Source organism: Pseudodonghicola sp., from assembly GCF_048268305.1.
Taxonomy (GTDB): Bacteria; Pseudomonadota; Alphaproteobacteria; order Rhodobacterales; family Rhodobacteraceae; genus Pseudodonghicola.
On sequence record NZ_JBLWVT010000005.1, the window covers coordinates 286,932 to 310,973 of the forward strand.

The window sequence follows — 24,042 nt, forward strand, 5'->3', positions numbered from 1 at the left end:
CGCCGCCAATGCAAGGTGCAAATTTGACCTTTTTGCGATTGAGGCATCGCGCCCGAACAGCGCCACCGCGGTGACGCGCCGACGGCCGAGAAACCGCGCCTCAGCTTTCCTCGCCTTCCGCCTCGCCCGCGGGGGCATCAAGGTCGTCGGGCTGCATCGGGATCGGTTGTTTTGACGCCGTGACAGCCTCTGGGACAGCCACGGGCGCCGGTTGGGTGGGGGTGGTGACCGGCGGCGCCACAGCGGCGCGCAGCGTCTCGGGATTGCGCAGCCAGATGTCACGCTGGGCGAAGGGAATCTCGATCCGCTCCTCGGCGAAGCGCTTGGCGATCTCGTGATTCATGTCGGATTTCACCGACAGCACCCAGTTCACATCGCGCAGAATCGCCCTGATCTCGAAATTCAGCGAATCCGCGCCAAAGCCCTGGAACACCACGTTCGGCGCCGGGTTGGCCAGGACCATCGGATGGCTGTTGGCGATATCGCGCAGGATGCCCTCGACCCGCCGGGTGTCGGTGCCATAGGCCACCCCCACGGGCACGATCACCCGCCCCACGGTATTGCCGCGGGTATAGTTGGTGACCATGCCACTGACCAGATCGGCATTCGGCACGATCAGGTCGGTGCGGTCGAAGGTCTCGATCCGGGTCGAGCGCACCGAGATGTCGCGGACATAGCCCATCTGGCCATTGACCTCGATCCAGTCGCCTTCCGAGATCGGCCGCTCGATCAACAGGATGATGCCGCTGACGAAGTTCGACACGATGTTCTGCAAGCCAAAGCCGATGCCGACCGACAGCGCACCGGCGACGATGGCAAGCGAGCTGAGGTTGATCCCCGCCACCGTGACCGCCACCAGGGCCGAGGCGATGATGCCGATATAGCCCACCCCGCTGACCACCGCGTTCTGGCCGCCGGCGTCCAGACTCGTGCGCGGCAGCAGGCTGCTCTTCAACGCCCCCTGCAAGGCCCGCGTGGCGACATAGCCGATGGCGAAGACCACCGCGAAGGTGAGGAAATCGGTGGGCGAGATCGTGGTGTCGCCGATGGTGAAACCGGCCAGGAACCGCGACCACAGCTCGGTCAGATCGGTGAGGCGCGCGCCCCAGATCAGCGCCAGAACCGGCAGCGCCACCAGGGCGAGCAGAAAGCCCGCCAGCGCCGGAACGATGGTTTCCTCGGCCGCCTCGCCCTTGCCGGACAACCAGGCGTAGATGTCGCTGATGAAGCGTTGCAGCACCAGCACCACGCCCAGGACCGCCAGGGACATGATGGCCGGGAAGATCACCGCCTCGGCCAGCGCCTGATAGCCGATCGCCGCCATCAGCGGCGCCTGGATGGCGATGACAAGGGTGAGGAGCCGGAAGGTCGAGGCCACCCGCCTGAGCCCGGCGGGAATCCCCTGCCCGTCCTGTTCGCTCAGCAGAGTCAGCTTGCGCACCCGCATCAGCAGCCAGGAGGCCGCCAGGATCACCGGGATCATCATCACGGCCCGGGTGGTTACCGCTATGGTCTGCACCGTCTCGATCACCGAGACCAGGCCATAGAGCACCAGCACCAATGCCGCGATCAGCATGTTACGGCGCATCGCCGCCCGCGCCGGTGCCGACAGCGGGATGATCGCTTCACGATCGTTGCGGGAATAGAGCCGTTCGCCCAGCCACATGAACCCGAAGATGGTAATGCCCCAGACCGGCAGCAGGTTCAGCAGCATGGTGCCTCGCAGCCCCACCGCCTCCGAGGCATGTACCGCCCGGGTCAGCAGGAACAGCCCGAACTGCGGCAGTGCGATCCGCCCCAGCGACACCACGAAACCGCCCACATGAACGCCCCGCCCCGCCAGCCGGCCCAGCGTCTCGCCGGCGCGCTCGGCCCAGGCGACACCGCGCAGCAGCAGCAGCAGGCCGACAGCGCTCAGCAACAGGATCAACGGCAGATTCGACCGCAGCCGCTGCAGGTCGCGCGCGGTGCGCCAGCTGTTCACCGTCTCGTTGCGCATGTCGCGCAGGAAGTCGTTGAACTCGGATACCGCCACCATCGCCGCCGTCAGGGTCAGCGGCGATTCCCCGCGCGACAGAAGCTGGCGCTTCTGACGGTCGCGGATGATGCGGTCGATTTCCGAGATCAGCCCGTCAGCGCGGCTATAGGCCTCCTGCGCCACCAGCGCCGGCACCTTCAGCGTGGCCAGCTGGTCGTTCAGATTGCTCCGCAGCGCGGCGATGTCGACCGCCTCGGTCTTGCCCTCCTCCGGCGCCGGCCCCAGCGCGTTCACCTGCGCCTGCAGGGTGGCGATCCGGGCAGAGTTCTTGTCCCGTTCGGACATGAAGGTCTGCCGATAGGAGACCAGATTGGCCCGCAACTGCTCCAGCGCCGCATCCGAGGCACGGTTGGCGTCAATCGCCAGCTCCGCCCGCCGGGCGGTATCCAGCCAGGCTGAATAATAGGCCTGTTGCCGCTTTTCCAAGGTGGTCAGCGAGGCGGCATCGGTGGCCGCCTGCACCGCGGCACCGCGGGCGACCTCGGCGGCGGGACCTGTGGTCTCCTTCACCGTCGGATCGGTCGCCGCCGCGTCTTCGACAGTCGTGGTGGTTACCGAGTTCTGGGTGATCCCGTTCTGGGCCAGCCCCGGCCGCGCCAGCGCGACAAGCGCGACAAGCAGCAGCGCCCGCGCGCCGCTGCCCCAGGACAAGGTTTTGGCGCGCCGGGTCGGGGTCATGCCACGTCTTCGAAGACGCCGGGGATGCTGGCCGGGGCAGCGGTCATCCAATCCGGCACCGGCAGGGATTTTTCCTTGAGGAAATCCGGGTTGTAGAGCTTGGACTGATAGCGCGTGCCATAATCACACAGCACCGTGACGATGGTCTTGCCCGGGCCCAGATCACGGGCCAGACGCACCGCGCCCGCCACGTTGATGGCCGAGGAACCGCCCAACACCAGCCCCTCTTCGCGCAGCAGATCGAAGACGTAAGGCAGCGCCTCCTCATCCGGGATCTGATAGGCGAAATCGGGGGCGAAGCCCTTGAGGTTCTCGGTGATCCGGCCCTGGCCGATGCCCTCGGTGATCGAGGAACCCTCAGACTTGAACTCGCCGGTGGTGTAATAGGAATAGAGCGCGGCGCCCATCGGATCGGCCAGTGCCACCTTCACCCCCTTGGGCTGCAGCGCCTCGGCCACGCCGGCCAGCGTGCCGCCCGAGCCCACGGCGCAGACGAACCCGTCGACCTTGCCGTCGGTCTGCTCCCAGATCTCGGGGCCGGTGGTCTCGACATGCGCCTGCTTGTTGGCGATATTGTCGAACTGATTGGCCCAGATCGCGCCATTCGGTTCGGTCTTGGCCAGTTCCTCGGCCAGACGCTGGGAATAGCGGACATAGTTGTTGGGGTTCTTGTAGGGCGCCGCCGGCACCTGCACCAGCTCGGCCCCGGCCAGCCGAAGCATGTCCTTCTTTTCCTGGCTCTGCGTCTCGGGGATGACGATCACCGTCTTGAACCCCATGGAGGCACCCACCAGCGCCAGGCCGATGCCGGTATTGCCGGCAGTACCTTCGACGATGGTGCCGCCCGGTTTCAGCTGCCCCTTGGCGATGGCGTCGCGGATGATGTAGAGCGCGGCGCGATCCTTGACCGATTGACCAGGGTTGAGAAACTCCGCCTTGCCGAGGATTTCACAGCCGGTCAGCGCGCTGACCTTCTTCAACCGGATCAGGGGCGTATGTCCAATGGCCTCGGCCAGATCCTGTGCAACGTTCATCCTGTCCTCCATCGACGGCTTCTGCCGAAGATGTAGCGCCGCCCCGGGATAAGCTCAAGCGCGGGCGCAGACCCTGATCGAAATGCGGACACCCGTTCGCGACCGGCTGACAGGGCCGGAACGCCGTTCCCGCCCTGTCGGACAAAGATGAACGCCCAGCCCCATCGCCCGCGGCAGAGATGATCACATTCCCGCGCGCAGCCTGTCGCGGTGGCGCGCCAGCCAATTCGCGATGACCAGGAGCGGCATGTCGCGATAGCCACAGCCGTCGATCCCCCGCATCAACTCGGCGAAAGGGATCACCGCGCTGCGGATATCCTCGCCCTCGGTTTCGAGCCCGCCGACACCACCGGCCGCCTCCAGATCGGCGAGACCGACGAAGAGGTGGCAATACTCCATCGAGGAGCCGGAGCTGGAATAGGCCTCTCCCACCTTCTCCAGCCGGCGGATCGTCAATCCGGCCTCCTCCTCAGCCTCGCGCAGCGCCGCCTGCTCCGGCGTCTCGCCCGGGTCGATCATCCCGGCCACCGGTTCCCACAGCCAGGGAGCCGGATCGCCGGCGAGGTAAAGCGGCGCGCGGAACTGTTCGACCAGCAGCACCGTGTCCCGGACCGGATCATAGGGCAGAATGACACTGGCTCGCCCGGTGGCGAGGCAAGAGCGCGGCATCGGCTCGCTCATCGTTCCGTCATAGCGACGGAATTGCAGCAGCGCCTCCTCGAAACCGAAATAGTGCATGTAAGCATAGTGATGGTCGGTCATCTTCACGTCATTCTTGACGTCACGCCCAGCCCTGGCCGGATGGCTGGCGATCTCGACCCGCGCCCAGGCGCGCAACTTGATCCCGCGCAGGCGGATACGCAGCCCCTCCGACCCGAGCCGCCCGTACCAGCCCATCGCCTCGACCGCCAAGGCGGTGGCGTAATCGGCCCATTTGACCTGCCAATCGGCAAAGCTCCAAGGCGCGCCGACAACACCCTCGGGCGCAGGCAGAAAGACTTGGGCCGAGACAGATTTCCCCTTGGTTTCCACTGCGATTTCAGCAAGATGCAGACCAAAGCTTCCCTGAAAATAATCAATCCGCGCGAGGTCTTCATCGCTGAGATGCGCCAGCAGACCGGGGGTCGCGGCACCCTCGGCGGGACAAAGGATCGCGGCGCATTCCTCATCGCCCCAATGCAGCGCAAAGCCGGTCAGCCGGGCGTCCTCCAAAACCGGCGCTGGATGCCCCAGAATGGCTTCCAGCAGGGGAAGATGCTGAAGGCAGCCCGCCAAGAATACAGTCGTCAATTTCATAATTCCTTGTTTTTCAACATCCTACCGCCACATCCTCGCGGCAAAGCGGGTCGCAGCGGCGGCGAGGAGCCCCCCCAGCAACAGCGCCACCGGGATCTCCGGATTCGCAAGAACCTGCGCATAGTCGAGCATGTTCCGGACAATTCCGCCGATCGCCTCGCCCAGCCCGTGATAGCGACGGTTCAGCGCCAGGCGGAACATCTCGTAACCGCCCTGCACCGCCAGGGCACAGACGGTCAGAACCACCGCACTGGTGATGCCATTGTTCAGCGTCGCCGCCAGCCCCGGTCGCGCCTGAGGCCCCATCAGCATCCAGCCGATCACAAGCCCAAGCCCGAGGTTGACCTGCACGAACCAGCCGAAATTGGTGATCTCGGTCATCCGTGCCATCACCATCACCGATACGCCCAGGGCGACCAGTGCCAGAGAGATCGCGGCGACAAGACGGGCGGCGGTGGGCATTGGGCGGGCTCCGGAGAGGATGGCTGCCGCGGTGGTAACGCGCCCCCGGCGGGGGGCGCAAGGGGCGTCGGGCCAGGGCGCGCGCTTAGCTCTCCGATCTGTAGCTTTCATAGGCGGCAAGCGCCCGCTGCCGCCCCTCGGCCAGGCCAACCACCGGAGCCGGATAGAGATCGGAGGGCGCCAGCCGCCAGCTCAGCGGCACGGCATCGAAATAATCGAGCGCGCCTTGCGGCGGGTTGCGCTGGCCTTCGGCGACCCAGGCCTGAACATAGGCGCCTTGCGGGTCATAGGTCTTGCGCTGCGTCTCGGGGTTGAAGATGCGGAAATAGGGCGCCGCATCGGGGCCGGAGCCGGCGCACCATTGCCAGCCCATCGCGTTGGAGGCGGGATCCCAATCGGTCAGGCAATCGGCGAACCACTCCATGCCGATGCGCCAATGGGTCAGCAGATGCTTGGTCAGATAGCTCGCGACCACCATCCGGGCACGGTTGTGCATCCGCCCGGTCACGTAAAGCTCGCGCATGGCCGCATCGACAAAGGGCACGCCGGTACGCCCCCGCGTCCAGGCAATGACCCGCAGGTCTTGCGCATCCTCGTTCCAGGGAAAGCTGTCCCATTCCTCGCGCCAGTTGCGGGTCAGGATATGCGGTGTGTGGACCATCAGGTGATAGGCGAACTCACGCCAGACCAATTCCTTGAGAAAGGTCTCGGCCCCGTCGCCGGCCCCCCGTTCCCGCGCATGCTGTGCCGCGTGCCAGATCCGATGCGGCGCGATCTCTCCGATCGCCAGCGCCTCCGACAGGCCAGAGGTCGCCGCCCGCGCCGGATAATCGCGCTCGGCCTGATAATCGGCGATGGCCCCGGCCAGAAAGACATCAAGCCGGGCCAGCGCCGCCGCCTCTCCGGCCTCGGTATAGCGCGGCAGCACCGCGGCCCCCCGGCGCAGCGCGGCGCCAAGCGCCCAATCGTCAAGCCGGTCGCTGGCGGGCCAGCTGGCCGGCGCCGGGATCCGCGCAGGCGCCGGGACCAAGGGATCGACCCGCCGGTCGCGCACCGATTTCCAATAGGGGGTGAACACCCGGTAAAAGCCCCCCGTGCCGGTCTGAACCATCCCGGGTTCGAACAGCAGGGCGCCGGGAAAAGTGCCCACCTCAAGCCCGCGCGCTTTCAGGTCAGCCTCGATCGCCCCGTCGCGCGCCCGCGCCGCAGGATCGTAAAGCCGGCTCCAATAGACCGCTGCCGCGCCGGTCTCGGCGATCAGCCGGGTCAGGACATCGGCCGCAGCCCCTCGCCGTAAGATCAGGTGACTGCCTTTTTCTTCAATGGCTTGCGACAGGGAGCTTATCCCCTGCCCCAAGCGCCATTTCGCCGCCGCCCCCAGCGTTTCAACCTGATCGTCCAGAATGAAAAGCGGGATCACCGCCCGGCCCGAGGCGCAGGCGGCGGTCAGCGCCGGATGATCGGCCAGCCGCAAGTCACGACGCAACCACAAGATCGCCGGCCGTTCCCCCATATCGCTGCCTCCCGTCCTTCTGCCTCTGGATCATAGGCCAGGGCGCCCCGCGATCACAGCACCTGATCGAGCGCCTCGATCAGCCGGCCGACCTCTGCCGCGCTGGTGTAATGGGTAAAGCTCAGCCGCAGCACCCCCTGTTCGGGGTCGATGCCCTGCGCCGACAGGGCGCGGACGGCATAAAAATCGCCGCCCCCCGCCATGATGCCATGACGCGCCAGCGCCGCCGCCACCGGGGCCGCCGGACGGTTCAGCGCCAGAGCCACCGTCGGCGCCCGCCGCTCCGCCCGCGTCGGGCCCAGCAGCCGCACCGCATTGCGATCCTTCACCGCATCAAGCAGCGGCTGCAGCAGTGCGGTCTCATGCGCATGGAACAGCCCGTTGACGAAGGCAGCCCGCTCGACCGGGTCCGAGGCCGGGCCGCCGTGGTGATCGCAGAGCAGATCGTAATAATCCGCGATCCCGGCGCAGGCCGCCACCTGGGCGTGATCGGGGCCGGCCGGGGTGAACCGCTTGTAGAGCGTGCCGCCGTTGAAATAATGCCCCTGGTTCGGCAGCAGCTCGCCCAGCGGGCGGCGGATCACCATCACGCCCTGATGCGGCCCATAGGTCTTATAGGCCGAGAACAGATAGATATCCGGCCCCAGATTGCCGACATCGGGCAGCCCGTGCGGCGCATAGGACACCCCGTCGACGCAGACAAAGGCGCCGGCGGCATGGGCCATGGCGGTGATCTCGACCACCGGGTTGATTTCCCCCACCACGTTCGAGCAATGCGGAAAACAGACCAGCCGGACATCCTCGTCCAGCAGCACCGCCAGATCCTGCGGATCGAGATGGCCGGTCAGCGGATCGACCTGCCATTCGCGCACCTCGATGCCCTCTTCCGCCAACCGCCGCCAGGGGCCCGAGTTCGCCTCGTGATCCTGATTGGTGACCACGATCGCCTCGCCGGGCTTCAGCCACTGCCGGAAGGCCTGCGCCAAGACATAGGTATTCGCCGTGGTCGAAGGGCCGAAGGACAGCTCGTCGGTCTCCACCCCCAGGATCGCCGCCATGCGCGCGCGGGCCTCGTCCATCTCCTCACCGCCAAGACGGCTGGCCTCATAGGGCGCATAGGGCTGCACCTTGCGCTGGGTATAGAACCGCGTCAGCCGACGGATCACCGGCGCGCAGGTATAGGAACCGCCCGCGTTCTCAAAGAAAGCCTGGCCTTTCAGGCTGGGTTCGGAAAAGGCGGGAAACTGCGCCCGCACGAAGTCGATATCCAGGTCCATTCCGTACCTCCTGCTGTTTGCGGCGCACTGAAATGCAAAAGACCCCGGGGCGCAAGCGCCCCGGGGCTGGATTATCGTCGCAGCACGATCCCGCGGGTCAGCTCAGCTCGGCCCTCAGCCCGCGCCAGATCGCCCAGCACATCAACAGCAGCACCAGGGTGAAAGGCAGACCGGTGGAGATCACCATCGACTGCAGGCTGGACAGCCCCCCGGCGGAAAGCAGCAACACGATGGCCACCGCCCCTTCGAAGACGCACCAGAACACCCGCTGCGGCACCGGCGCGTCGACCTTGCCACCAGCGGTAATGGTGTCGATCACCAGCGACCCGGAGTCCGACGAGGTGACGAAGAAGACGATCACCAGCACGATCCCGATCACCGAGGTGATCGAGGCCAGCGGCAGCCCCTCGAGCATCGCGAACAACGACAGCGGCGGGTTATAGCTGTCGATCACATTGGCCTTCACCGCCGATGTCGCCGGATCGCTCAACACCTGGTCGATGGCAACACCGCCGAAGACCGCCATCCACAGCACGCAGACCAGGCTGGGGATGATCAGCACGCAGATGATGAATTCCCGCACCGTGCGGCCCCGGCTGACCCGGGCGATGAACATGCCGACGAAGGGCGACCAGGAGATCCACCAGGCCCAGTAGAACGAGGTCCAGCCCTGCACGAAACCGGTGTCCTCACGCCCGAAGGGGTTCGACAGCGGCACGATTTCCTTCAGATAGGCGCCAAGCCCCACGGCGAAATCGGTCAGGATCAACAGCGTCGGCCCGGCAAACAGCACGAACAACAGCAGGAATGCGGCGATGGCCATGTTGATTTCCGACAGAACCTTGACGCCGCCGTCGAGCCCCCGCAGCACCGAGACCAGCGCGATCGAGGTGATGCCGGTGATCAGCAGCACCTGCGCCGTCGGTCCCACCGGCACGCCGAAGACATAATTCAGCCCGGCATTGGCCTGCTGCGCCCCGAAGCCCAGCGAGGTCGCCAGTCCGAACAGCGTGGCGAAAACCGCCAAAACGTCGATGATATGGCCCCACCAGCCCCAGACGCGTTCGCCCAGGATCGGATAAAAGGCCGATCGAATGGTGAGCGGCAGCCCCTTGTTGAAGGAAAACAGCGCCAGTGCCAGCGCCACCACCGCATAGATCGCCCAAGGGTGCAGCCCCCAGTGAAAGATCGTCGCAGCCAGCCCCATTCTCTTGGCCGCCTCGACATTTTCCGGGATCAGGTTGCCGTCCTCGGCAAAGGGCGACGGCACGCCGAGCGGCTCGGACACCGCCATGTGATAGACCGGCTCCAGCACGCCGAAGAACATCAGCCCGATGCCCATGCCGGCGGCGAAGAGCATGGCGAACCAGCCGATATAGCTGTAATCCGGCGTCGCCTCCGCGCCGCCCAGCCGCACCCGGCCCACCGGGGTCACGATCAGCAACAGGCAGAACAGCACGAAGATATTGGCCGCGCCCAGAAAGAACCAGTCGAAGGTCTTGGTGGCAAAGGCGAACAGCCAGGCAAAGACGGCGCCCGCCTGCTCTGGCAGGGCCAGTGTGTAGAAAACGAAGGCCACGATCGACAGCCCCGAGATCAGGAACACCGGGTTGTGGATGTCGACCCCGAAGGGCCCGATTTGCGTTTCGATATTGTCCTGACCGATCTCGTAATCGGTCTCGATCAGGGTCGCATCGCCCTCAGGCAGGGGGATGCCCTGATTTGTTGTTTCGTCGGTCATTTCTGACCTCCTCGAATATCTAGGAATTTCCCGCGGCTCAGCCGCGCACGATCATGACCGAGGTTTTCGCATGAGCAGCGAGCGCCCCGCCGTTCGACGGCCAGATGTAATCGGTCAGATTGGGAATATGGCTGGCCATCACCACCAGATCGGCCCCGATTTCCTCCAGGGCCTTGATCAGCGTGCGGTCCAGATCAATGCGGGGGTCGTGGCTGGTCAGCGCCAGCGCCTCCGCCGTGACCCCATGGGCGCGACTCTCTTCGGCGACGAAGGCGTCGAGCCTGGCAGAAAATTCCTTCGGGTTGTGCCCCAGCGCCCCCGGCGTCTGGGCGGTCACCCCGGCATAGACCACGGTGGCCCCATAATGGGTCGCCAGGTCCGCAGCCACATCCAGCGCCCGTCTCAGGGGCCCCAGATGGGCAAGATCCACAGGCATCATGATTTTCGAAAACAACGGTCTGTCGCCTCCTTCTTATTGTCGGTTTCAAGGGGAGGAGACCGGCTGAATTACCCGGACGTACCCGGTCCGGGCCTGCCAGCCGGCCTCGGTCCGTATGCTCACTTTATAGGCAATTGCCCCGGAATGCAAAAAAGCCGCGACCCTTTGGCCGCGGCTTACGACATGGGGCGGAAGATCACGCCCTGATCAGGCGTTCACATCGACGACGACGCGCCCCTTGACCTGCCCCTTCAGGATCGCCGCGCCAAGCGCCGGCAGATCGCTCAATGTGGCCGGCAGCACCATCGCCTCCAGCTTGTCTATCGGCAGATCGCGAGCGATGCGGGCCCAGGCGCGCAGCCGGTTGTCATAGGGCTGCATCACGCTGTCGATGCCCAGAAGGTTGACGCCGCGCAGGATGAAGGGGGTGATCAGCGCGCCCTCGATCGCGGCGCCCCCGGCCAGACCGATGGCGGCGACCGAACAGCCATATTTCATCTGCTTCAGCACCCGGCCCAGCATGACGCCGGCCACCGCATCGACGCAGCCGGCCCATTGCTCGCTCTCCAGCGGCTTGCGGGTGACCTCGGTCAACTCCTCTCGCGCCACGATCTGGGTGGCGCCCAAGCCCCTGAGGTAGTCTTCCTGCTCCGGCCGACCGGTGACCGCGGCCACCTCATGACCCAGATGCGCAAGAATGGCGGTCGCGACCGAACCGACACCGCCGGCGGCCCCGGTCACCAGCACCGGCCCATGCCCGGGCTTCAGCCCATGATCCTCCAACGCCATCACCGCCAGCATCGCGGTCAGCCCGGCAGTGCCCACCGCCATCGCCGCCCGCGTCGTCAGCCCCTCGGGCAAGGGCACCAGCCAATCGGCCTTGACCCGCGCCTTCTGGGCATAGCCGCCCCAATGCGCCTCGCCCACGCGCCAGCCGGTCAGCACCACCTTGTCGCCAGGCTTGTAACGCGGATCGGCGCTCTGCTCTACGGTGCCGGCGAAGTCGATGCCCGGCACATGCGGATACTTCCGCACCAATCCGCCACCCGGCCCGAGGCACAGCCCGTCCTTGTAGTTGACGGTGGAATAGTCGACCGCGACCAGAACCTCCGCCTCAGGCAGATCGTCCAGCTCGATCGATTTGACGGCGGCGGAAGTCTTGCCGCTCTCCTCGTCCTTCTCGACCACGAGTGCGTTGAATGTCATGTCGTCTCCTCTCCAAAAGCGCGCCCGTGCCCGCTTTTCCTTTGTCAAAATCGCCCCCCGGGGGCTTCCGCCGAGCCCGCCCATGGCCTCGGCTCGGGTCAGGCGGTGCCGCCCCTCACGCCGGCATGAAGATCAGATCGCTGACCGGCGCCGCCAGGTCCGATGCTGTCAGCATTCCATGGATCTGACCCCTGTGGTGGGTCTGATGATTAAACATATGCGCCACGCAAAGCGCCAGCGGCTTGACCATCTGCCGCCCCGTCGCCCCCGAATACCAGACCAAATCCCCTCTCAGGTCGACATTGCTGACACGTTCGGCCCATCGCAGGATGCGCCCGTCGGTGCGGAACCGCTCGGCGCTCCAGGCGCCGAAGGTCGGACAAAGGCCAGTGCTTTCAGCAATCCCGCCCGTTGGCCGTGCACCGCCGTCGATGCGCGACATCCACGTCAGGTCGGCCCAGAGCAGATGGTTCAGCGTGCCCAGCAGCGATTTGAAGAAGGCGCCGCGGTCGCGTGTCAGCTCTTCCCGCGGCAGCGGACGCAGCAGGGTGTCGAGCTGACCATTCTGCCAGCGGTTATAACGGGCCATTTCGCGACAATATTCAGGTCCGACCATCGGCCAAATCTCTCCCCTGCGGCGACTCGCCATCTGCTGTTCCGGGCAACAGGTTTCCGCAAACGCCCGCGAAAGGAAATCGGGAATTTCCCACCCACCCTCCGATCTCGCAGGATCGAGCCCCCCGACCCGCCCCGGCGCAGATGGCAGGCCGCGCAATCGCTTGCCCTTGATGCCAGGCGGCCCCCGGCCGTCGTCCACGGCCTTGCAAGCCGCGAAACCGGCGATGATGCGGGCCAGGTTGCGATGGACGATTACCCCTTCAAATCGCCGTCTGCTCCGCCTATATTCAACCTGTCCCCTCGGGGACTATGGACATAAACGCGCTCGTAATAAGCGGCTCGGACCCGGGGGCGGTACCCGGCGGCTCCACCAAATCACCCGTTGTTGGCGGGTCATGGGGCCGAAATAGGATCGACGAACGTCTAAAGGGGATTGCTTTGTCTCGGTGAGGTACCACCGTTATCGGTCCGAAAAGTACAATTGCCAACAACAATCGTGCTCCGATGGCTCTGGCTGCGTAAGCAGTTCGAGGTATCGAAATCTAAGCCCTTGCGCCTAGCAGCGTAAGGCGGGGTTCGCAGGTACCTGGCAACAGAAACCTGCACTTTCCTGCCTTCCTCCCCCTGTTTACATAAAAGTCGTTCAGTTTTTGTTGAGAGATTGGCGTAATGCTTCAATCGCAAAGAGCTGGGAGTCGTTCATGACCAAGATTGAAGTGTTGCAGCGTTGGTGCGAGGAGGTTTGGCGCAAAGGCAATCTCGAGGCGATCGACGATCTATTCACTCCCGACGCGATAACCAGCGGCGTCGTGCCGCAGATGCAGATCGGCCCGAAGGATTTCCGCGAACTGGTCAGCGTGCTGCGCAACCATGTCGGCGAGATCGAGGTGAACATCCTCAAGACCGTCGAACAGGATGACTGGCTGGCCGCGATGATGCGCTTTCGGACTTCGCGCGCCGACAACGGCGCCCCGATCGAGGTTGCGGGCCAGGTGATGTTGCGCTTCAGCGGCGACAAGATGGTCGAAGCCTATAACCACTTCGATTATCTCGCCTTCTTCGAACAACTCGGACTGGTGCCGCCGGATTCGCTGACCATCTTCCTGACCGGGCACAAGCTGGACTGGGCCTAACGCAAGGCTCCACCGGGGGGCTGCGATCGCATGGCAGAGAGAGAGGCCGAGTCAATCTCGCGACCTCCCACTCAGAGGTCTTTCGTTTCTCTCCGAATCCCCTATGCTGGGCGCAAGACTGATGGAGTGCGATGATGGCGCGTAATATTGATTACGGAAACCTGATGCATCAGGCGATGCGCGGCCTGATCCGTGCCGTGCTGAAAGACGTGCAGGCCAACGGACTACCCGGGGCACACCATTTTTTCATCACCTTCGATACCACCCACCCCGATGTCCGCATCGCCGACTGGCTGGCCGAACGTTATCCGCATGAGATGACGGTGGTGATGCAGCACTGGTACGAGAATCTCGAGGTCGGCGACGACGGGTTTTCCGTCACGCTGAACTTCGGCGACTCGCCGGAACCGATCTATATCCCCTACGACGCGATCAAGACCTTCGTTGATCCTTCGGTGGAATTTGGCCTTCGCTTCGAGGCCGCCGAGGATGAGGAAGACGACGAACCGCTCGCCCCCGAAGACCAGGCAGAGCCGACCGGCCCGCGTGACAGCGCCGAGGCGCCGGCGCGCACCGATGCAGACGTGGTCTCTCTCGACAGTTTCCGGAAGTAACTCAGGCCAGCCGGCCAGGTTTCAGGCCCGTGCCCCGAAAGGGGTGCGGGCTATTGTCGTTTCAGGAAGGTGGCGACCGAGCGTTGCTTGTCGCCGTTGCGCAGGTTGGTGAATTCCAGCACCAGCCCGTCTTCGGTCAGGGTCCGGTCGAATTGCTGCAGCTCATAACCACCCTGCTCGTCGACAAACAGCGAATAGATCGTCAGCGTCTGGTCGTGAATGCGCCCCCAGACGAAGGGCTCCCCCTTCATCGGGTCGAGCTGCACCTCGTGACCGAAGACATTGCGCCGCATCGCCGCCGAATAGATCCCCCCCCGCTCGGAGGGTTTGAAGTCGATGGAATAGGATTTCTCCTTCAGCCGCCCGTCCGGCTTGTGGGTGATCGAGGTCCATTGAACCGTGAACCCGTCATCGACGGCGCGGATACTGACGCTCATGTCGCGGGGAATGCGCCCGCCATCCACCGACAGCACCTCTGCCGATCCGACGTAATTGCCGACAAAGGGGACGATCGGATTATCCTCATCGGCGCCAGCGGCCCAGGCGGTCGCCGAAAGCACCAGCGCCGTCAGCATCCCCAGCCAGAACGTCGGCCACCGCAAGGAGATCATGCGCATTTCCCAACCCTTTCAATTGCCCCGCAGCGCGCCACTGCCCCGGTGGCCGGGGAATGTTGTTTCACGCCAACTCACCTTGAACCAGTTTACCCTCTGCGCGCGCCGGAACAATCGCCGATATCGCCCTTCGCGCAAATTCGCCTGTCGGATCGGCACAGCCGCTTGCCCGCTGGCCCCTGCCCGCAGAAGAAATTATGCTGCGCGCAACTGGCCGATTGAACCCCGCGCGTCGGGCGGCTAGACGGCATGCAGCCGCATACCAGACATTAGCCTACGAGACGGAGTGCACAGATGTCCCAAACCCGTACCGAAACCGACAGCTTCGGCCCGCTCGAAGTTCCCGCCGACAAATATTGGGGCGCGCAGACCCAGCGTTCGGTGATGAACTTCCCGATCGGCTGGGAAAAGCAGCCCGTCGCCATCGTGCGGGCGCTCGGCGTGATCAAGAAGGCCTGCGCCATCGCCAACAAGGCCAGCGGCAGCCTGGATCCGAAACTGGCCGATGCCATCATCCAGGCCGCGACCGAGGTGATTGACGGCAAGTTCGACGACAACTTCCCGCTGGTGGTCTGGCAGACCGGATCGGGCACCCAGTCGAACATGAACGCCAACGAGGTGATCGCCAACCGCGCGATCGAGATCCTGGGCGGCGTGATCGGGTCGAAGAACCCGGTGCACCCGAACGACCACTGCAACATGGGCCAGTCGTCGAACGACACCTTCCCCACCGCCATGCACCTGGCCGCCGGCATGACCATCCGCGACGTGCTGCTGCCGGGTCTGGAAAAGCTGCTGGCCGGGCTCGAAGCCAAGTCGGAAGAATTCAAGGACATCATCAAGATTGGCCGCACCCACACCCAGGACGCGACGCCGCTGACGCTGGGTCAGGAATTCTCGGGCTATGCCCATCAGATCCGCCAGGGCATCGGCCGCATCAAGGTGGCGCTGCCGGGCATCTATGAGCTGGCGCAGGGCGGCACTGCAGTGGGCACCGGGCTGAACACCAAGCCGGGCTGGGGCGAAACCGTCGCTGCCAATATGACCGAGATCACCGGCCTGCCCTTCGTCACCGCCCCCAACAAATTCGAGGCGCTGGCGGCGCATGACGCCATGGTCTTCATGTCGGGCGCCATCGCCACCGTGGCCGGCTCCTGCTACAAGATCGCCAACGACATCCGCTTCCTGGGCTCCGGCCCGCGCTCGGGTCTGGGCGAGCTGATCCTGCCGGAAAACGAGCCCGGTTCCTCGATCATGCCGGGCAAGGTGAACCCGACCCAGGCCGAGGCGCTGACCCAGGTCGCCGCCCATATCATGGGCAATGACGCGGCGATCAAGTTCGCCGGCAGCCAGGGGCATTTCGAGCTGAACGTCTACAACCCGATGATGGCCTATAACCTGCTGCAGTCGATCCAGCTTCTGGGCGATGCCGCCGACAGCTTTACCGAGCGGATGCTGAACGGCATTCAGGCCAACGAGCCGCGCATCGAGAAGCTGATGAAGGAAAGCCTGATGCTGGTCACCGCGCTGGCGCCGACCATCGGTTATGACAATGCCACCAAGGTCGCCAAGACCGCGCACAAGAACGGCACCACGCTGAAGGAAGAGGCGATCAACCTCGGCTTCGTCGACGAGGCGACCTTCGACGCGGTGGTGCGCCCCGAAGACATGATCGGTCCGAAGGGCTGATGGGCAAGCCGGTCAATCTGAACCGGTATCGCAAGGACAAGGCGCGGGCCGACCAAAAGGCCCGCGCCGACCAGAACGCCGTGAAGTTCGGCCGTAGCAAGGCCGAAAAGGATCTGGACCGCGCCCGCGCCGAGAAGGCCGCCCGCGATCTGGACAGCCACGCGGCGGACGAATGAGCCGACCGAAGAAACATTCCCTGACATTGCGCGGGCATCGCACCAGCGTCTCGCTCGAGGACGAATTCTGGGCCGCCTTCCGCGAAATCGCCGCCGACGAGGGTCGCGCGCTCAATGAGCTGGCGACCGAGATCGACGCCGAACGCGGCACCGACACCGGGCTCGCCTCGGCCATCCGGCTCTATGTGCTGCGCCGATTAAGGGCGCGTTAAGCACGCTGCGGAAAACTTCCGGCCATGACCCAGCTTTCGCCCAACCTCCACCCCGAGAAATGGCTGTACCAACTGTTCAGCTCCCGCGCCGCCTGCGAAGGCGGGGTGATCCGCCGTCAGGCGCGCGACATCGAACGGCTGGTCGGCCGGATGCGGTTCGAGGCGGAACTGGCCCGGCGCGGCTTTCATGCGGTGGAAAACGCCGGCCAGATCGTCATCTTCTGCAATCAGGAACCGGTCCGCGTCATTCGCTGACCGCAAATTTCTTCGAAGAAATTTGCCAAGAAAATTCGAATTTTCTTGGCCTTAATCCCGCCGGCTGATCTTCAGCCAAATGCCGTCCTGCGCCCGCACCGTCAGATGCGCCACCGGCACCGGCTCCCTCCCCGCCACCCGTTCAACCCGGAAGCGGCGCAGCAGCATCGACAAGATCAGCGGCCCCTCGACCATGGCAAAACCGGCGCCGGTACAGACCCGGGGACCGGCCGAGAATGGGATATAGGCCTCGCGTTGACACTGCTTGCCATTCTCGGTCTGCCAACGGGTCGGATCGAAGCCATCGGGATTGTCCCACAGCCGTTCATGCCGGTGCAGATGCCAGGGGCTCAGCACCAGTTGCGAGCCCTTCGGCACATCGCGGTCGCGGAACCGCTCGGGACAGCTCGCCTCGCGCACCATCATCGGCACCGGTGGATAAAGGCGCAGCGCCTCGCGGAACACATCACGGCTGAGGCGCAGCCTCGAGACGGCGGCGAACTCGGGTTCAAGCCCTTCGGCCTCCTCGGCCAGCCGTTCCTGCCAGTCGGGGAACATCGCCATCAGATAGAGCGTCCAGGCCAGGGCAGAGGCGCTGGTCTCGTGACCGGCGAGGAAGAAGATCGCCACCTGGTCAACCATCTCCTCGGTGTCGAAGCCCTCGCCGGTCACCGGGTCCAGCGTGGTCATGATCTTGGTCGCCAGATCGTCGGGCGCGGTCCCCGCCCCGATCTCCGCCATCCGCTCCGCCGTCAGCCGACGGATCAGGTCGCGGATGATCCTGGCGTTGGCGCGCGTTCCCCTGGGATAGAACCGCGGCACCCAGCGCGGCAGCGGCACAAAGGCGGCCAGGTTCAAAATCGGCTGGGCGCGCTGATAGGCCCGGAAGCGGGAGAAGACCTCGGCCGCGACCTCATGCTCGATGGGAATGGAAAAGAGGGTGCGAAAGATCACATCGGCGGCGGCGTGGCTGGTGACCTCCTCCACCTCGATCGGGGCGCCACCGGCGCCTTCCACCTGACGATCCAACCGCGCCACGGCGGCCTCGCCCGCCGCCCACATGGCCGGAAAGGTATCCCGCAGCCGGCCGCCCTCGAAGGCCGGGTCGATGATCCGACGCTGACGTTTCCACACCGCGCCATTGGTCAGGAACACTGACTGGCCCAGAAGCGGCCTCAGCCCCTCTCCGATCCGCTCGGACTTGGGGAAATCGTCGGGTCGCTCCTTCAGCACGGTCTTCACCAGATCGGGCTGGTTCAGCAGGAAGGAGCGGAAGAAGGGCGTGCGGAATTCGGCCATCCAGGCGCGATAGAGCCGCGCCGGCTGGGCCGAGAGGATATCGGCCTTGAACAGCCTCAGATAACGCCAGAGCGACACGCGATCGGGCCGGGACGGCGGTTTCGGCGGCAGCTCGGTCATGGTGCGACGCTCGTGTATTTCGACACCGGATGTTCGATCCGCGATTTCGACGGCACCCGGTCGCGATAGCGATCCGCCAGCGTCAGGGGGCCGGCGGTGATGCGGAAGTAATCGTAATCCCCCGGTCGGTCGAAGGCGCAGAGATACTGGAAATGCAGCCGGAAGAAACGCCAGCGCAACGCCTTCCAACGCGCGGCACTCAGCGTCTGGGTGAAGGCGGCAGAGACCACCAGCGGCCAGCATTTGTCACCGGGCGCCACGCCGCTCACCCCCACCGGATCGCAGAGCGCGAAGGCGCAGCCGTCGCCGGGGGCGGAGACATCGACCCAGGTCAGTTCCCGACGCGCCGAAAGATAGGCCAGATCGGCCCTGAGCCGCCAGGCATCCGGCAGGAAGGAGACCATGGGCACCACCTGCCCCAGGCTCAGAAACCCCAGCGCCGGGCCCTCGGCCGGCACCCTTCCCTGTCGGATCAGATCGGCCAGGACCGAAACGCCCAGATGCGCCCCCGAGGAATGGCCGACCACCAGAACCTCATCGACATCGCTGTGCAGCGCCGCGGCGATGCGATCGCCGAACTCCGTCATCCGCGCTTCCAGCTCCGGCGGATTGGCGCCGCGGTGACGGGCGGAATAGGCGTAGTCATGCATCAGGTAATAGGCGAAGAACTTGCCATCCTTGCCCTTGAACCAGCGCAGAAGCGCCACGCCCAGCCCGGCGCCGATCACCGCGCCGATCCAGCCGGCCAAAGGCGCGAGCGCCGCGCCGAGACGCGCCAGGGCCCAGATCAGCAACAGCGCCAACAGCGCCTGTCCCAGCAGCATCCCCACCGGGTAGAGCGCGGCGATCACCGGACCCTTGCGCAGCCGCATCAACCGCCAGAGCGCGCCGCTGGCGATATAGGCCCAGGCGGTTTGCAGCAATTGCAGATAGGTCGCCGCAATTGAATTCGACATGCTGTCGCGCACGATATCCGACCACACCAAGACCTCGACATCGGCGGCGACCTCGGCCCCCTCGATCCGCGCCGCGACCTGCCAGCCATAGGGGCCGGCGGTGGCCTTGGGTTTCAGTGTGATCTCATAGCCCGAGATCGTGGCCTGGGCGGCGCCTTCCTTGCGATAGAGCTCGCGATAGCGGCGCGGATGGATCGGGTCATAGCCGGGGATATAGAACACCCGCCGCCGGCGCACCCGGCGCCCCGCATCCCGCTGCCCATCCTGATCGCCGCTCATGCCGCCCTCGTCTGACCTGGACCGAGGTTAACCGCGTTTTGGGGCAAGAGTAAGACCCGGCCGAGGCAGTCTCAGCCCAGGAGCGCGAGGCCGGGGAAAGTTTCCAGCAGCCAGTAGGAGAAGGTGGAAAATCCCCCGGTGAGCATCAACAGCCCGATGGTCCACAACAGCAGCCCCATGATCCGTTCGATCCGCTCCATATGGCGCTTCATCCAGCTCATCAGCCCGGTGAGCCGCGGCAGGAAGGCGGCGACCAGCAGGAAGGGAATGCCGAGCCCGAGCGCATAGACCGCCAGCAGCAGCGTGCCCCGCGCGACCGAGGCCTCGGAGGCGGCCAGCGACAGGATGGCGCCCAGTTGCGGGCCGATGCAGGGGGTCCAGCCGAAGGCGAAGGCGAGCCCCAGCACATAGGCGCCGAGCGCGCTGCCCCCCCGGTCACCGACGTCGATCCGCGCCTCGCGGTCGAGAAAGCCAATGCGATAGACGCCGATGAAATGCGCCCCGAAGATCATCACCAGAATGCCCGCAACCGTGTTGAAGACGGATTGATACTGCAGAAACAGCGTGCCGATCGCCGAGGCGGTGAAGCCGAGGAAGAGAAAGACCGTGGAGAGGCCCAGCACGAAGAACAGCGCCGGGAGCAGCGCCTTGTTACGCGCCGCCTGCCCCTGGCTCAGCTCGGTCACCGAGACGCCGCTCATATAGGCCAGATAGGGTGGCACGATGGGCAGCACGCAGGGCGACAGGAAGCTGACGATGCCGGCGGCCAGCGCCGCGACCATGGCAGGGATCAGGCCTGCGTCGAAGATATCGATTCCGAACATGGCGAAGACATAGGCGATCGCGGCCGCTCGGTCACGGGGCCATGGCGTCGCATCGCGCAAATGTCAGGCGATGGTTGGCTGCCGCGCGGCGGCCCTCGGCGCGGATCAGACGTAGACAGGGGCGTGGCTCTGTCCTATCGCTCCGGCATGGATGACGAAAACGCCCAGATCGAGATTGCCGAGACGGTCGACGCCCTGGGGCTGCTCTGCCCGCTGCCGGTGCTGCGCGCGCGCAAGCGGCTGCAGGCCCTAGCGCCCGGCGCGGTGCTGCGGCTTCTGGCCAGCGATCCGGCGGCAGTGATCGACGTGCCGCATTTCTGCAACCAGTCCGGGCATGCGTTCCTGGGCTGTGAGGAGCTGGACGGGCATCAGGCCTATCTGATCCGCAAGGCACTCTGAGGCCGGTTCGCACGTCGCCCCCTGCAATGGGGGCGCTGCCCCCGGTGCCTGCGGCACCTCCCCCGGGATATTTTCAGCTAGAAAAAGGGCTTGGAGCCGCGCGGGCCCCGCCGCGCCCGCAGCTCCGGGGCGCGTGCGCGATCTGGCGGGCCAAGAAAAAGGCCCCGGACCTTTCGATCCGGGGCCCGATGATCTGGGCTTAGTTGCCGCCAGCCGACCACCAGCCGCGCCGCTTGGGCTTGTTGGGGTCTTCGGACTCGGCGGGTTCCGCCGCGGTTGCCTCGGCAGCTTGCAGCTCCGGCTCGGCCGCAGCGGCGACCTCGGGTTCGACCTCGGCCGGCTGGGCCGCAGGTTCCTCGGCGACCGGCGTCTCGGCCACGGCGACCGGCGCCTCGGCCACGGCGACCGGCGCCTCGACTGCAGGCTCTGCCGGGGCCTCAGGCAAAGGCTCGGCGGCAGGCTCCACCTCGGCCATCTCGACCTCGGGGGTGGCGATCACCTCGACCTCAGCGGCAACGGCGACCTCAGGCGTTTCAGCCTGTACCGCCGTCTCCACCGCAGTGACCTCGGCCTCCGCTGCCGGCGCCTCAAGCGTTTCGGCAGCCGGCACCGCGGCTTCGCCCCCGGTCTCGGCCACGGTTTCCGCAGCCTCCTCGGTCTTCTTCTTGCTGCTCGACTTGCTGCGCGAGCGCGAGGAGGAGGAACGCGACCGGCTGCTGCTGCGGGTCGACTTCGGCTTCTCGGCCGGCGCCTCTGCCGCGGCTTCGGCTTCCGGCTCTGCGGCCGCTTCGACCGGCGCGGGCGCCTCGGTCTCGGCCTCGGCCGGGCCCGATTCTTCCACGGTCAGGTCTTCTGCCTCGTCGCCTTCTTCGCCAGTCTCCTCGGCCTCGGACTCATCGCCCTGATAGCTGTCGGATTTCGACGAAGACGACGGCCGCCGCCGCCGCCGGCGACGCTTGCGCTTGGGCTTGCCGACCTCGTCGCCAGTGCTGGCGGTCGAAGGTGCGGTGGTCGAGGGTGCGGTGGTCTCTTCGACCTCATCCTCGTCCTCAAACTCGGCCTCGGCGTCACTGTCGACCTGATCCATCAGCGAGGTGTCGACCGACACCACCGGCGCCACCGGTTCGGGCACCACGCGCGAAGCGGTCTTGAATTTCTCGATCGAGAAATCCGGGCTAATCAGACGCGGGTCGCCCTCGATCCGGACCGAAAGACCATAGCGGGTTTCGATCTGGGCGACATGCTCGCGTTTCTGGTTCATCAGGAAGTTAGCGATGCCCACCGGCACCTTCACCAGCACTTCGCGCGAACGGCGGCGCACGCCTTCCTCTTCGATCTGGCGCAGGATGTTCAGCGCCAGGTTGTCGTCGGAGCGGATCAGCCCGGTGCCATGGCAATGCGGGCACGGCTGGGTCGTCGCCTCGATCATGCCGGGACGCAGACGCTGACGCGACATTTCAAGCAAGCCGAAGCCCGAGATGCGGCCGACCTGGATGCGGGCGCGATCGGTCTTGAGCTTGTCCTTCAGCCGCTTCTCGACGGCGGCGTTGTTCTTGCGCTCGTCCATGTCGATGAAGTCGATGACGATCAGACCGGCAAGGTCGCGCAGACGCAGCTGGCGGGCGACCTCTTCGGCGGCCTCCAGGTTGGTCTTGAGCGCAGTCTCCTCGATCGAGCCTTCCTTGGTGGCCCGGCCAGAGTTGACGTCGATGGCGACCAGAGCCTCGGTCACGCCGATCACCAGATAGCCGCCGGATTTCAGCTGTACCACCGGGTTGAACATCGAGCTGAGATAGCTTTCGACCTGATAGCGCGCGAACAGCGGCATCTGATCGGCATATTGCTGCACGTTCTTGGCGTGGGACGGCATGATCATCTTCATGAAGTCCTTGGCGATGCGATAGCCACGCTCGCCCTCGACCAGAACCTCGTCGATGTCGCGATTATAGAGGTCGCGGATCGAGCGTTTGATCAGATCGCCTTCCTCATAGATCTTGACCGGCGCGATGGATTGCAGCGTCAGTTCGCGGATCTGTTCCCAGAGGCGTTGCAGATATTCGTAATCGCGCTTGATCTCGGCCTTGGTGCGCTTGGCACCGGCGGTGCGGATGATCAGACCGGCGCCCCGCGGCACGTCGATCTCGGCGGCGATTTCCTTAAGTTTCTTGCGGTCGGTGGTATTGGTGATCTTGCGCGAGATGCCGCCACCACGGGCGGTATTGGGCATCAGCACGCAATAGCGGCCAGCCAGCGACAGATAGGTGGTCAGCGCCGCGCCCTTGTTGCCGCGCTCTTCCTTGACGACCTGGACCAGCATGATCTGCCGGACCTTGATCACCTCTTGAATCTTGTAGCGACGCGGCCGCGGTTTGCGCGGCGGACGAATGTCCTCGTGATCGTCGTCATCGGCGACGGATTCGATGGAATCGTCTTTCGAGGCGGCATCAGAGCGGCTTTCGCCTTGCTCTTCACGACCGTCGTCTTCGTCCTCGTCCTCGGACTCTTCGGTCTCGGCCTGAGCAAAATCCGCCGCTGCCGCCGAGGCTTCCTCGCCGGGCTCTTCGACGGGGGTGTCGCCCACCCGCTCCATCGGCGAGCTGCCTTCGAGCGGATCGCTGCCCTCAGGCAGAGCGAAAACCTCCTCCGCGCCCTCTTCCGGCTCGGAGAAGTCGATCATTTCCATGCCGCTGATTTCGGCCTCGACCTCTTTGGTCTCGACGGCATCAGCGGATTTCAGATCCTCGGCTTTGGTCTTGCTCCTCGATCTCGAGGAGGAGGATTTGCTCCGGCTTTTCGAGCTGGTCTTCGGGCCCTTGTCGTCATCATCATCGCGGGCGCGCATGGCATCGGCATAAGCCTGTTCCTCGGCCATCAGAGCTTCGCGGTCGGCGACCGGGATCTGATAGTAATCGGGATGGATTTCCGAGAACGCCAGAAAGCCATGACGGTTGCCGCCGTAATCGACGAAAGCCGCCTGCAACGAGGGTTCGACCCGCGTTACCTTTGCCAGATAGATGTTGCCGGCGAGCTGCCGCTTATTTTCGGATTCAAAGTCGAATTCCTCGACCTTGTTGCCGTCCACCACCACGACGCGGGTTTCTTCCGCGTGGGTGGCGTCAATGAGCATTTTATTTGCCATATGTCCTTGTTGCACCACCTCATCGGCACCC

The 24,042-nt window shown here is 65.1% G+C and carries 22 protein-coding genes and 1 other RNA gene; 8 read left to right on the forward strand and 15 right to left on the reverse strand.

Annotated features, from left to right (window positions below; genetic code table 11):
- Nucleotides 1-100: 100 nt before the first annotated feature.
- The 10 genes from ACN0V4_RS11635 to ACN0V4_RS11680 form a co-directional block, all read right to left on the reverse strand.
- On the reverse strand, nt 101-2,716 hold the full coding sequence (locus ACN0V4_RS11635; RefSeq protein WP_417676217.1) for a DUF3772 domain-containing protein: 2,616 nt from the start codon (nt 2,714-2,716) through the stop codon (nt 101-103).
- Nucleotides 2,713-3,750, reverse strand: coding sequence for a cysteine synthase A (locus tag ACN0V4_RS11640; RefSeq protein WP_417676219.1), 1,038 nt, complete (start codon nt 3,748-3,750; stop codon nt 2,713-2,715). Before ACN0V4_RS11640 ends, ACN0V4_RS11635 begins: the two co-directional genes overlap by 4 nt.
- 183 nt (nt 3,751-3,933) lie before the next feature.
- Nucleotides 3,934-5,040, reverse strand: a complete 1,107-nt coding sequence (locus ACN0V4_RS11645; RefSeq protein ID WP_417676221.1) for an NUDIX domain-containing protein — start codon at nt 5,038-5,040, stop codon at nt 3,934-3,936.
- Between the two features lie 27 nt (nt 5,041-5,067).
- A complete protein-coding gene (locus tag ACN0V4_RS11650) occupies nt 5,068-5,508 on the reverse strand; it encodes a TrgA family protein (protein ID WP_417676223.1) in 441 nt (146 codons plus the stop codon).
- An 85-nt stretch (nt 5,509-5,593) separates the two neighbouring features.
- Complete coding sequence (locus ACN0V4_RS11655) at nt 5,594-7,021, reverse strand: cryptochrome/photolyase family protein (protein ID WP_417676225.1); 1,428 nt, start codon at nt 7,019-7,021, stop codon at nt 5,594-5,596.
- A gap of 53 nt (nt 7,022-7,074) precedes the next feature.
- Nucleotides 7,075-8,298 carry an aminotransferase class V-fold PLP-dependent enzyme gene (locus ACN0V4_RS11660; protein WP_417676227.1) on the reverse strand — a complete coding sequence of 408 codons (1,224 nt, stop codon included), beginning with the start codon at nt 8,296-8,298 and terminating at the stop codon, nt 7,075-7,077.
- Nucleotides 8,299-8,395: 97 nt separating this feature from the next.
- Nucleotides 8,396-10,039, reverse strand: coding sequence for a BCCT family transporter (locus ACN0V4_RS11665; RefSeq protein WP_417676229.1), 1,644 nt, complete (start codon nt 10,037-10,039; stop codon nt 8,396-8,398).
- Nucleotides 10,040-10,076: 37 nt separating this feature from the next.
- Nucleotides 10,077-10,478, reverse strand: a complete 402-nt coding sequence (locus ACN0V4_RS11670; RefSeq protein WP_417676396.1) for a universal stress protein — start codon at nt 10,476-10,478, stop codon at nt 10,077-10,079.
- A 207-nt stretch (nt 10,479-10,685) separates the two neighbouring features.
- Nucleotides 10,686-11,684 carry an acryloyl-CoA reductase gene (acuI, locus tag ACN0V4_RS11675; protein ID WP_417676231.1) on the reverse strand — a complete coding sequence of 333 codons (999 nt, stop codon included), beginning with the start codon at nt 11,682-11,684 and terminating at the stop codon, nt 10,686-10,688.
- A gap of 115 nt (nt 11,685-11,799) precedes the next feature.
- Nucleotides 11,800-12,501: a DinB family protein gene (locus ACN0V4_RS11680; RefSeq protein ID WP_417676233.1), complete on the reverse strand. Its 702-nt coding sequence runs from the start codon at nt 12,499-12,501 to the stop codon at nt 11,800-11,802.
- 56 nt (nt 12,502-12,557) lie between these two features.
- Between ACN0V4_RS11680 and ssrA the strand changes: the two genes are divergently transcribed.
- The 3 genes from ssrA to ACN0V4_RS11695 all read left to right on the forward strand — a co-directional run bounded on the left by ssrA (nt 12,558) and on the right by ACN0V4_RS11695 (nt 14,049).
- Nucleotides 12,558-12,909: a transfer-messenger RNA gene (gene ssrA, locus ACN0V4_RS11685) on the forward strand.
- 94 nt (nt 12,910-13,003) lie between these two features.
- Nucleotides 13,004-13,435 carry an ester cyclase gene (locus ACN0V4_RS11690; protein WP_417676235.1) on the forward strand — a complete coding sequence of 144 codons (432 nt, stop codon included), beginning with the start codon at nt 13,004-13,006 and terminating at the stop codon, nt 13,433-13,435.
- A 134-nt stretch (nt 13,436-13,569) separates the two neighbouring features.
- Complete coding sequence (locus ACN0V4_RS11695) at nt 13,570-14,049, forward strand: SspB family protein (RefSeq protein ID WP_417676237.1); 480 nt, start codon at nt 13,570-13,572, stop codon at nt 14,047-14,049.
- Nucleotides 14,050-14,099: 50 nt separating this feature from the next.
- On the opposite strand, the gene ACN0V4_RS11700 is transcribed toward ACN0V4_RS11695, so the two are convergent.
- Nucleotides 14,100-14,660: a hypothetical protein gene (locus ACN0V4_RS11700; protein ID WP_417676239.1), complete on the reverse strand. Its 561-nt coding sequence runs from the start codon at nt 14,658-14,660 to the stop codon at nt 14,100-14,102.
- A 297-nt stretch (nt 14,661-14,957) separates the two neighbouring features.
- Here ACN0V4_RS11700 and fumC point away from each other — a divergent pair, with 297 nt between their 5' ends.
- From fumC to ACN0V4_RS11720, 4 genes are read left to right on the forward strand one after another with little or no spacing between them, the layout of a single operon-like run.
- Nucleotides 14,958-16,352, forward strand: coding sequence for a class II fumarate hydratase (gene fumC / locus ACN0V4_RS11705; RefSeq protein WP_417676241.1), 1,395 nt, complete (start codon nt 14,958-14,960; stop codon nt 16,350-16,352).
- Nucleotides 16,352-16,528, forward strand: a complete 177-nt coding sequence (locus ACN0V4_RS11710; RefSeq protein WP_417676243.1) for a DUF4169 family protein — start codon at nt 16,352-16,354, stop codon at nt 16,526-16,528. Before fumC ends, ACN0V4_RS11710 begins: the two co-directional genes overlap by 1 nt.
- Nucleotides 16,525-16,740 carry a ribbon-helix-helix domain-containing protein gene (locus ACN0V4_RS11715; RefSeq protein WP_417676245.1) on the forward strand — a complete coding sequence of 72 codons (216 nt, stop codon included), beginning with the start codon at nt 16,525-16,527 and terminating at the stop codon, nt 16,738-16,740. Before ACN0V4_RS11710 ends, ACN0V4_RS11715 begins: the two co-directional genes overlap by 4 nt.
- A 24-nt stretch (nt 16,741-16,764) precedes the next feature.
- The gene (locus ACN0V4_RS11720; RefSeq protein ID WP_417676247.1) at nt 16,765-16,995 is read left to right on the forward strand and encodes an N-(5'-phosphoribosyl)anthranilate isomerase; all 231 of its coding nucleotides are present in this window, start codon (nt 16,765-16,767) and stop codon (nt 16,993-16,995) included.
- A gap of 51 nt (nt 16,996-17,046) precedes the next feature.
- Here ACN0V4_RS11720 and ACN0V4_RS11725 read toward each other — a convergent pair whose 3' ends face one another.
- From ACN0V4_RS11725 to ACN0V4_RS11735, 3 genes are all read right to left on the reverse strand, one after another.
- Nucleotides 17,047-18,414, reverse strand: a complete 1,368-nt coding sequence (locus tag ACN0V4_RS11725; protein ID WP_417676249.1) for a cytochrome P450 — start codon at nt 18,412-18,414, stop codon at nt 17,047-17,049.
- Nucleotides 18,411-19,649 carry a hypothetical protein gene (locus tag ACN0V4_RS11730; RefSeq protein ID WP_417676251.1) on the reverse strand — a complete coding sequence of 413 codons (1,239 nt, stop codon included), beginning with the start codon at nt 19,647-19,649 and terminating at the stop codon, nt 18,411-18,413. Before ACN0V4_RS11730 ends, ACN0V4_RS11725 begins: the two co-directional genes overlap by 4 nt.
- Nucleotides 19,650-19,720: 71 nt before the next feature.
- Nucleotides 19,721-20,473: a cytochrome c biogenesis CcdA family protein gene (locus tag ACN0V4_RS11735; protein ID WP_417676253.1), complete on the reverse strand. Its 753-nt coding sequence runs from the start codon at nt 20,471-20,473 to the stop codon at nt 19,721-19,723.
- A 147-nt stretch (nt 20,474-20,620) separates the two neighbouring features.
- Here ACN0V4_RS11735 and ACN0V4_RS11740 point away from each other — a divergent pair, with 147 nt between their 5' ends.
- Nucleotides 20,621-20,872 carry a sulfurtransferase TusA family protein gene (locus ACN0V4_RS11740; RefSeq protein ID WP_417676398.1) on the forward strand — a complete coding sequence of 84 codons (252 nt, stop codon included), beginning with the start codon at nt 20,621-20,623 and terminating at the stop codon, nt 20,870-20,872.
- Nucleotides 20,873-21,071: 199 nt separating this feature from the next.
- On the opposite strand, the gene ACN0V4_RS11745 is transcribed toward ACN0V4_RS11740, so the two are convergent.
- Nucleotides 21,072-24,011 carry an Rne/Rng family ribonuclease gene (locus ACN0V4_RS11745; protein WP_417676255.1) on the reverse strand — a complete coding sequence of 980 codons (2,940 nt, stop codon included), beginning with the start codon at nt 24,009-24,011 and terminating at the stop codon, nt 21,072-21,074.
- Nucleotides 24,012-24,042: the final 31 nt, after the last annotated feature.

Coding starts and splice junctions, on each gene's coding strand:
- ACN0V4_RS11720 (WP_417676247.1), top strand. CDS start 16,765: ATGACCCAGCTTTCGCCCAACCTCCACCCCGAGAAATGGCTGTACCAA.
- ACN0V4_RS11745 (WP_417676255.1), bottom strand. CDS start 24,011: ATGGCAAATAAAATGCTCATTGACGCCACCCACGCGGAAGAAACCCGC.
- ACN0V4_RS11715 (WP_417676245.1), top strand. CDS start 16,525: ATGAGCCGACCGAAGAAACATTCCCTGACATTGCGCGGGCATCGCACC.
- ACN0V4_RS11730 (WP_417676251.1), bottom strand. CDS start 19,649: ATGAGCGGCGATCAGGATGGGCAGCGGGATGCGGGGCGCCGGGTGCGC.
- ACN0V4_RS11640 (WP_417676219.1), bottom strand. CDS start 3,750: ATGAACGTTGCACAGGATCTGGCCGAGGCCATTGGACATACGCCCCTG.
- ACN0V4_RS11725 (WP_417676249.1), bottom strand. CDS start 18,414: ATGACCGAGCTGCCGCCGAAACCGCCGTCCCGGCCCGATCGCGTGTCG.
- ACN0V4_RS11655 (WP_417676225.1), bottom strand. CDS start 7,021: ATGGGGGAACGGCCGGCGATCTTGTGGTTGCGTCGTGACTTGCGGCTG.
- ACN0V4_RS11670 (WP_417676396.1), bottom strand. CDS start 10,478: ATGATGCCTGTGGATCTTGCCCATCTGGGGCCCCTGAGACGGGCGCTG.
- ACN0V4_RS11635 (WP_417676217.1), bottom strand. CDS start 2,716: ATGACCCCGACCCGGCGCGCCAAAACCTTGTCCTGGGGCAGCGGCGCG.
- ACN0V4_RS11660 (WP_417676227.1), bottom strand. CDS start 8,298: ATGGACCTGGATATCGACTTCGTGCGGGCGCAGTTTCCCGCCTTTTCC.
- ACN0V4_RS11690 (WP_417676235.1), top strand. CDS start 13,004: ATGACCAAGATTGAAGTGTTGCAGCGTTGGTGCGAGGAGGTTTGGCGC.
- ACN0V4_RS11650 (WP_417676223.1), bottom strand. CDS start 5,508: ATGCCCACCGCCGCCCGTCTTGTCGCCGCGATCTCTCTGGCACTGGTC.
- ACN0V4_RS11740 (WP_417676398.1), top strand. CDS start 20,621: ATGGATGACGAAAACGCCCAGATCGAGATTGCCGAGACGGTCGACGCC.
- ACN0V4_RS11665 (WP_417676229.1), bottom strand. CDS start 10,039: ATGACCGACGAAACAACAAATCAGGGCATCCCCCTGCCTGAGGGCGAT.
- fumC (WP_417676241.1), top strand. CDS start 14,958: ATGTCCCAAACCCGTACCGAAACCGACAGCTTCGGCCCGCTCGAAGTT.
- ACN0V4_RS11700 (WP_417676239.1), bottom strand. CDS start 14,660: ATGATCTCCTTGCGGTGGCCGACGTTCTGGCTGGGGATGCTGACGGCG.
- ACN0V4_RS11710 (WP_417676243.1), top strand. CDS start 16,352: ATGGGCAAGCCGGTCAATCTGAACCGGTATCGCAAGGACAAGGCGCGG.
- ACN0V4_RS11695 (WP_417676237.1), top strand. CDS start 13,570: ATGGCGCGTAATATTGATTACGGAAACCTGATGCATCAGGCGATGCGC.
- ACN0V4_RS11735 (WP_417676253.1), bottom strand. CDS start 20,473: ATGTTCGGAATCGATATCTTCGACGCAGGCCTGATCCCTGCCATGGTC.
- acuI (WP_417676231.1), bottom strand. CDS start 11,684: ATGACATTCAACGCACTCGTGGTCGAGAAGGACGAGGAGAGCGGCAAG.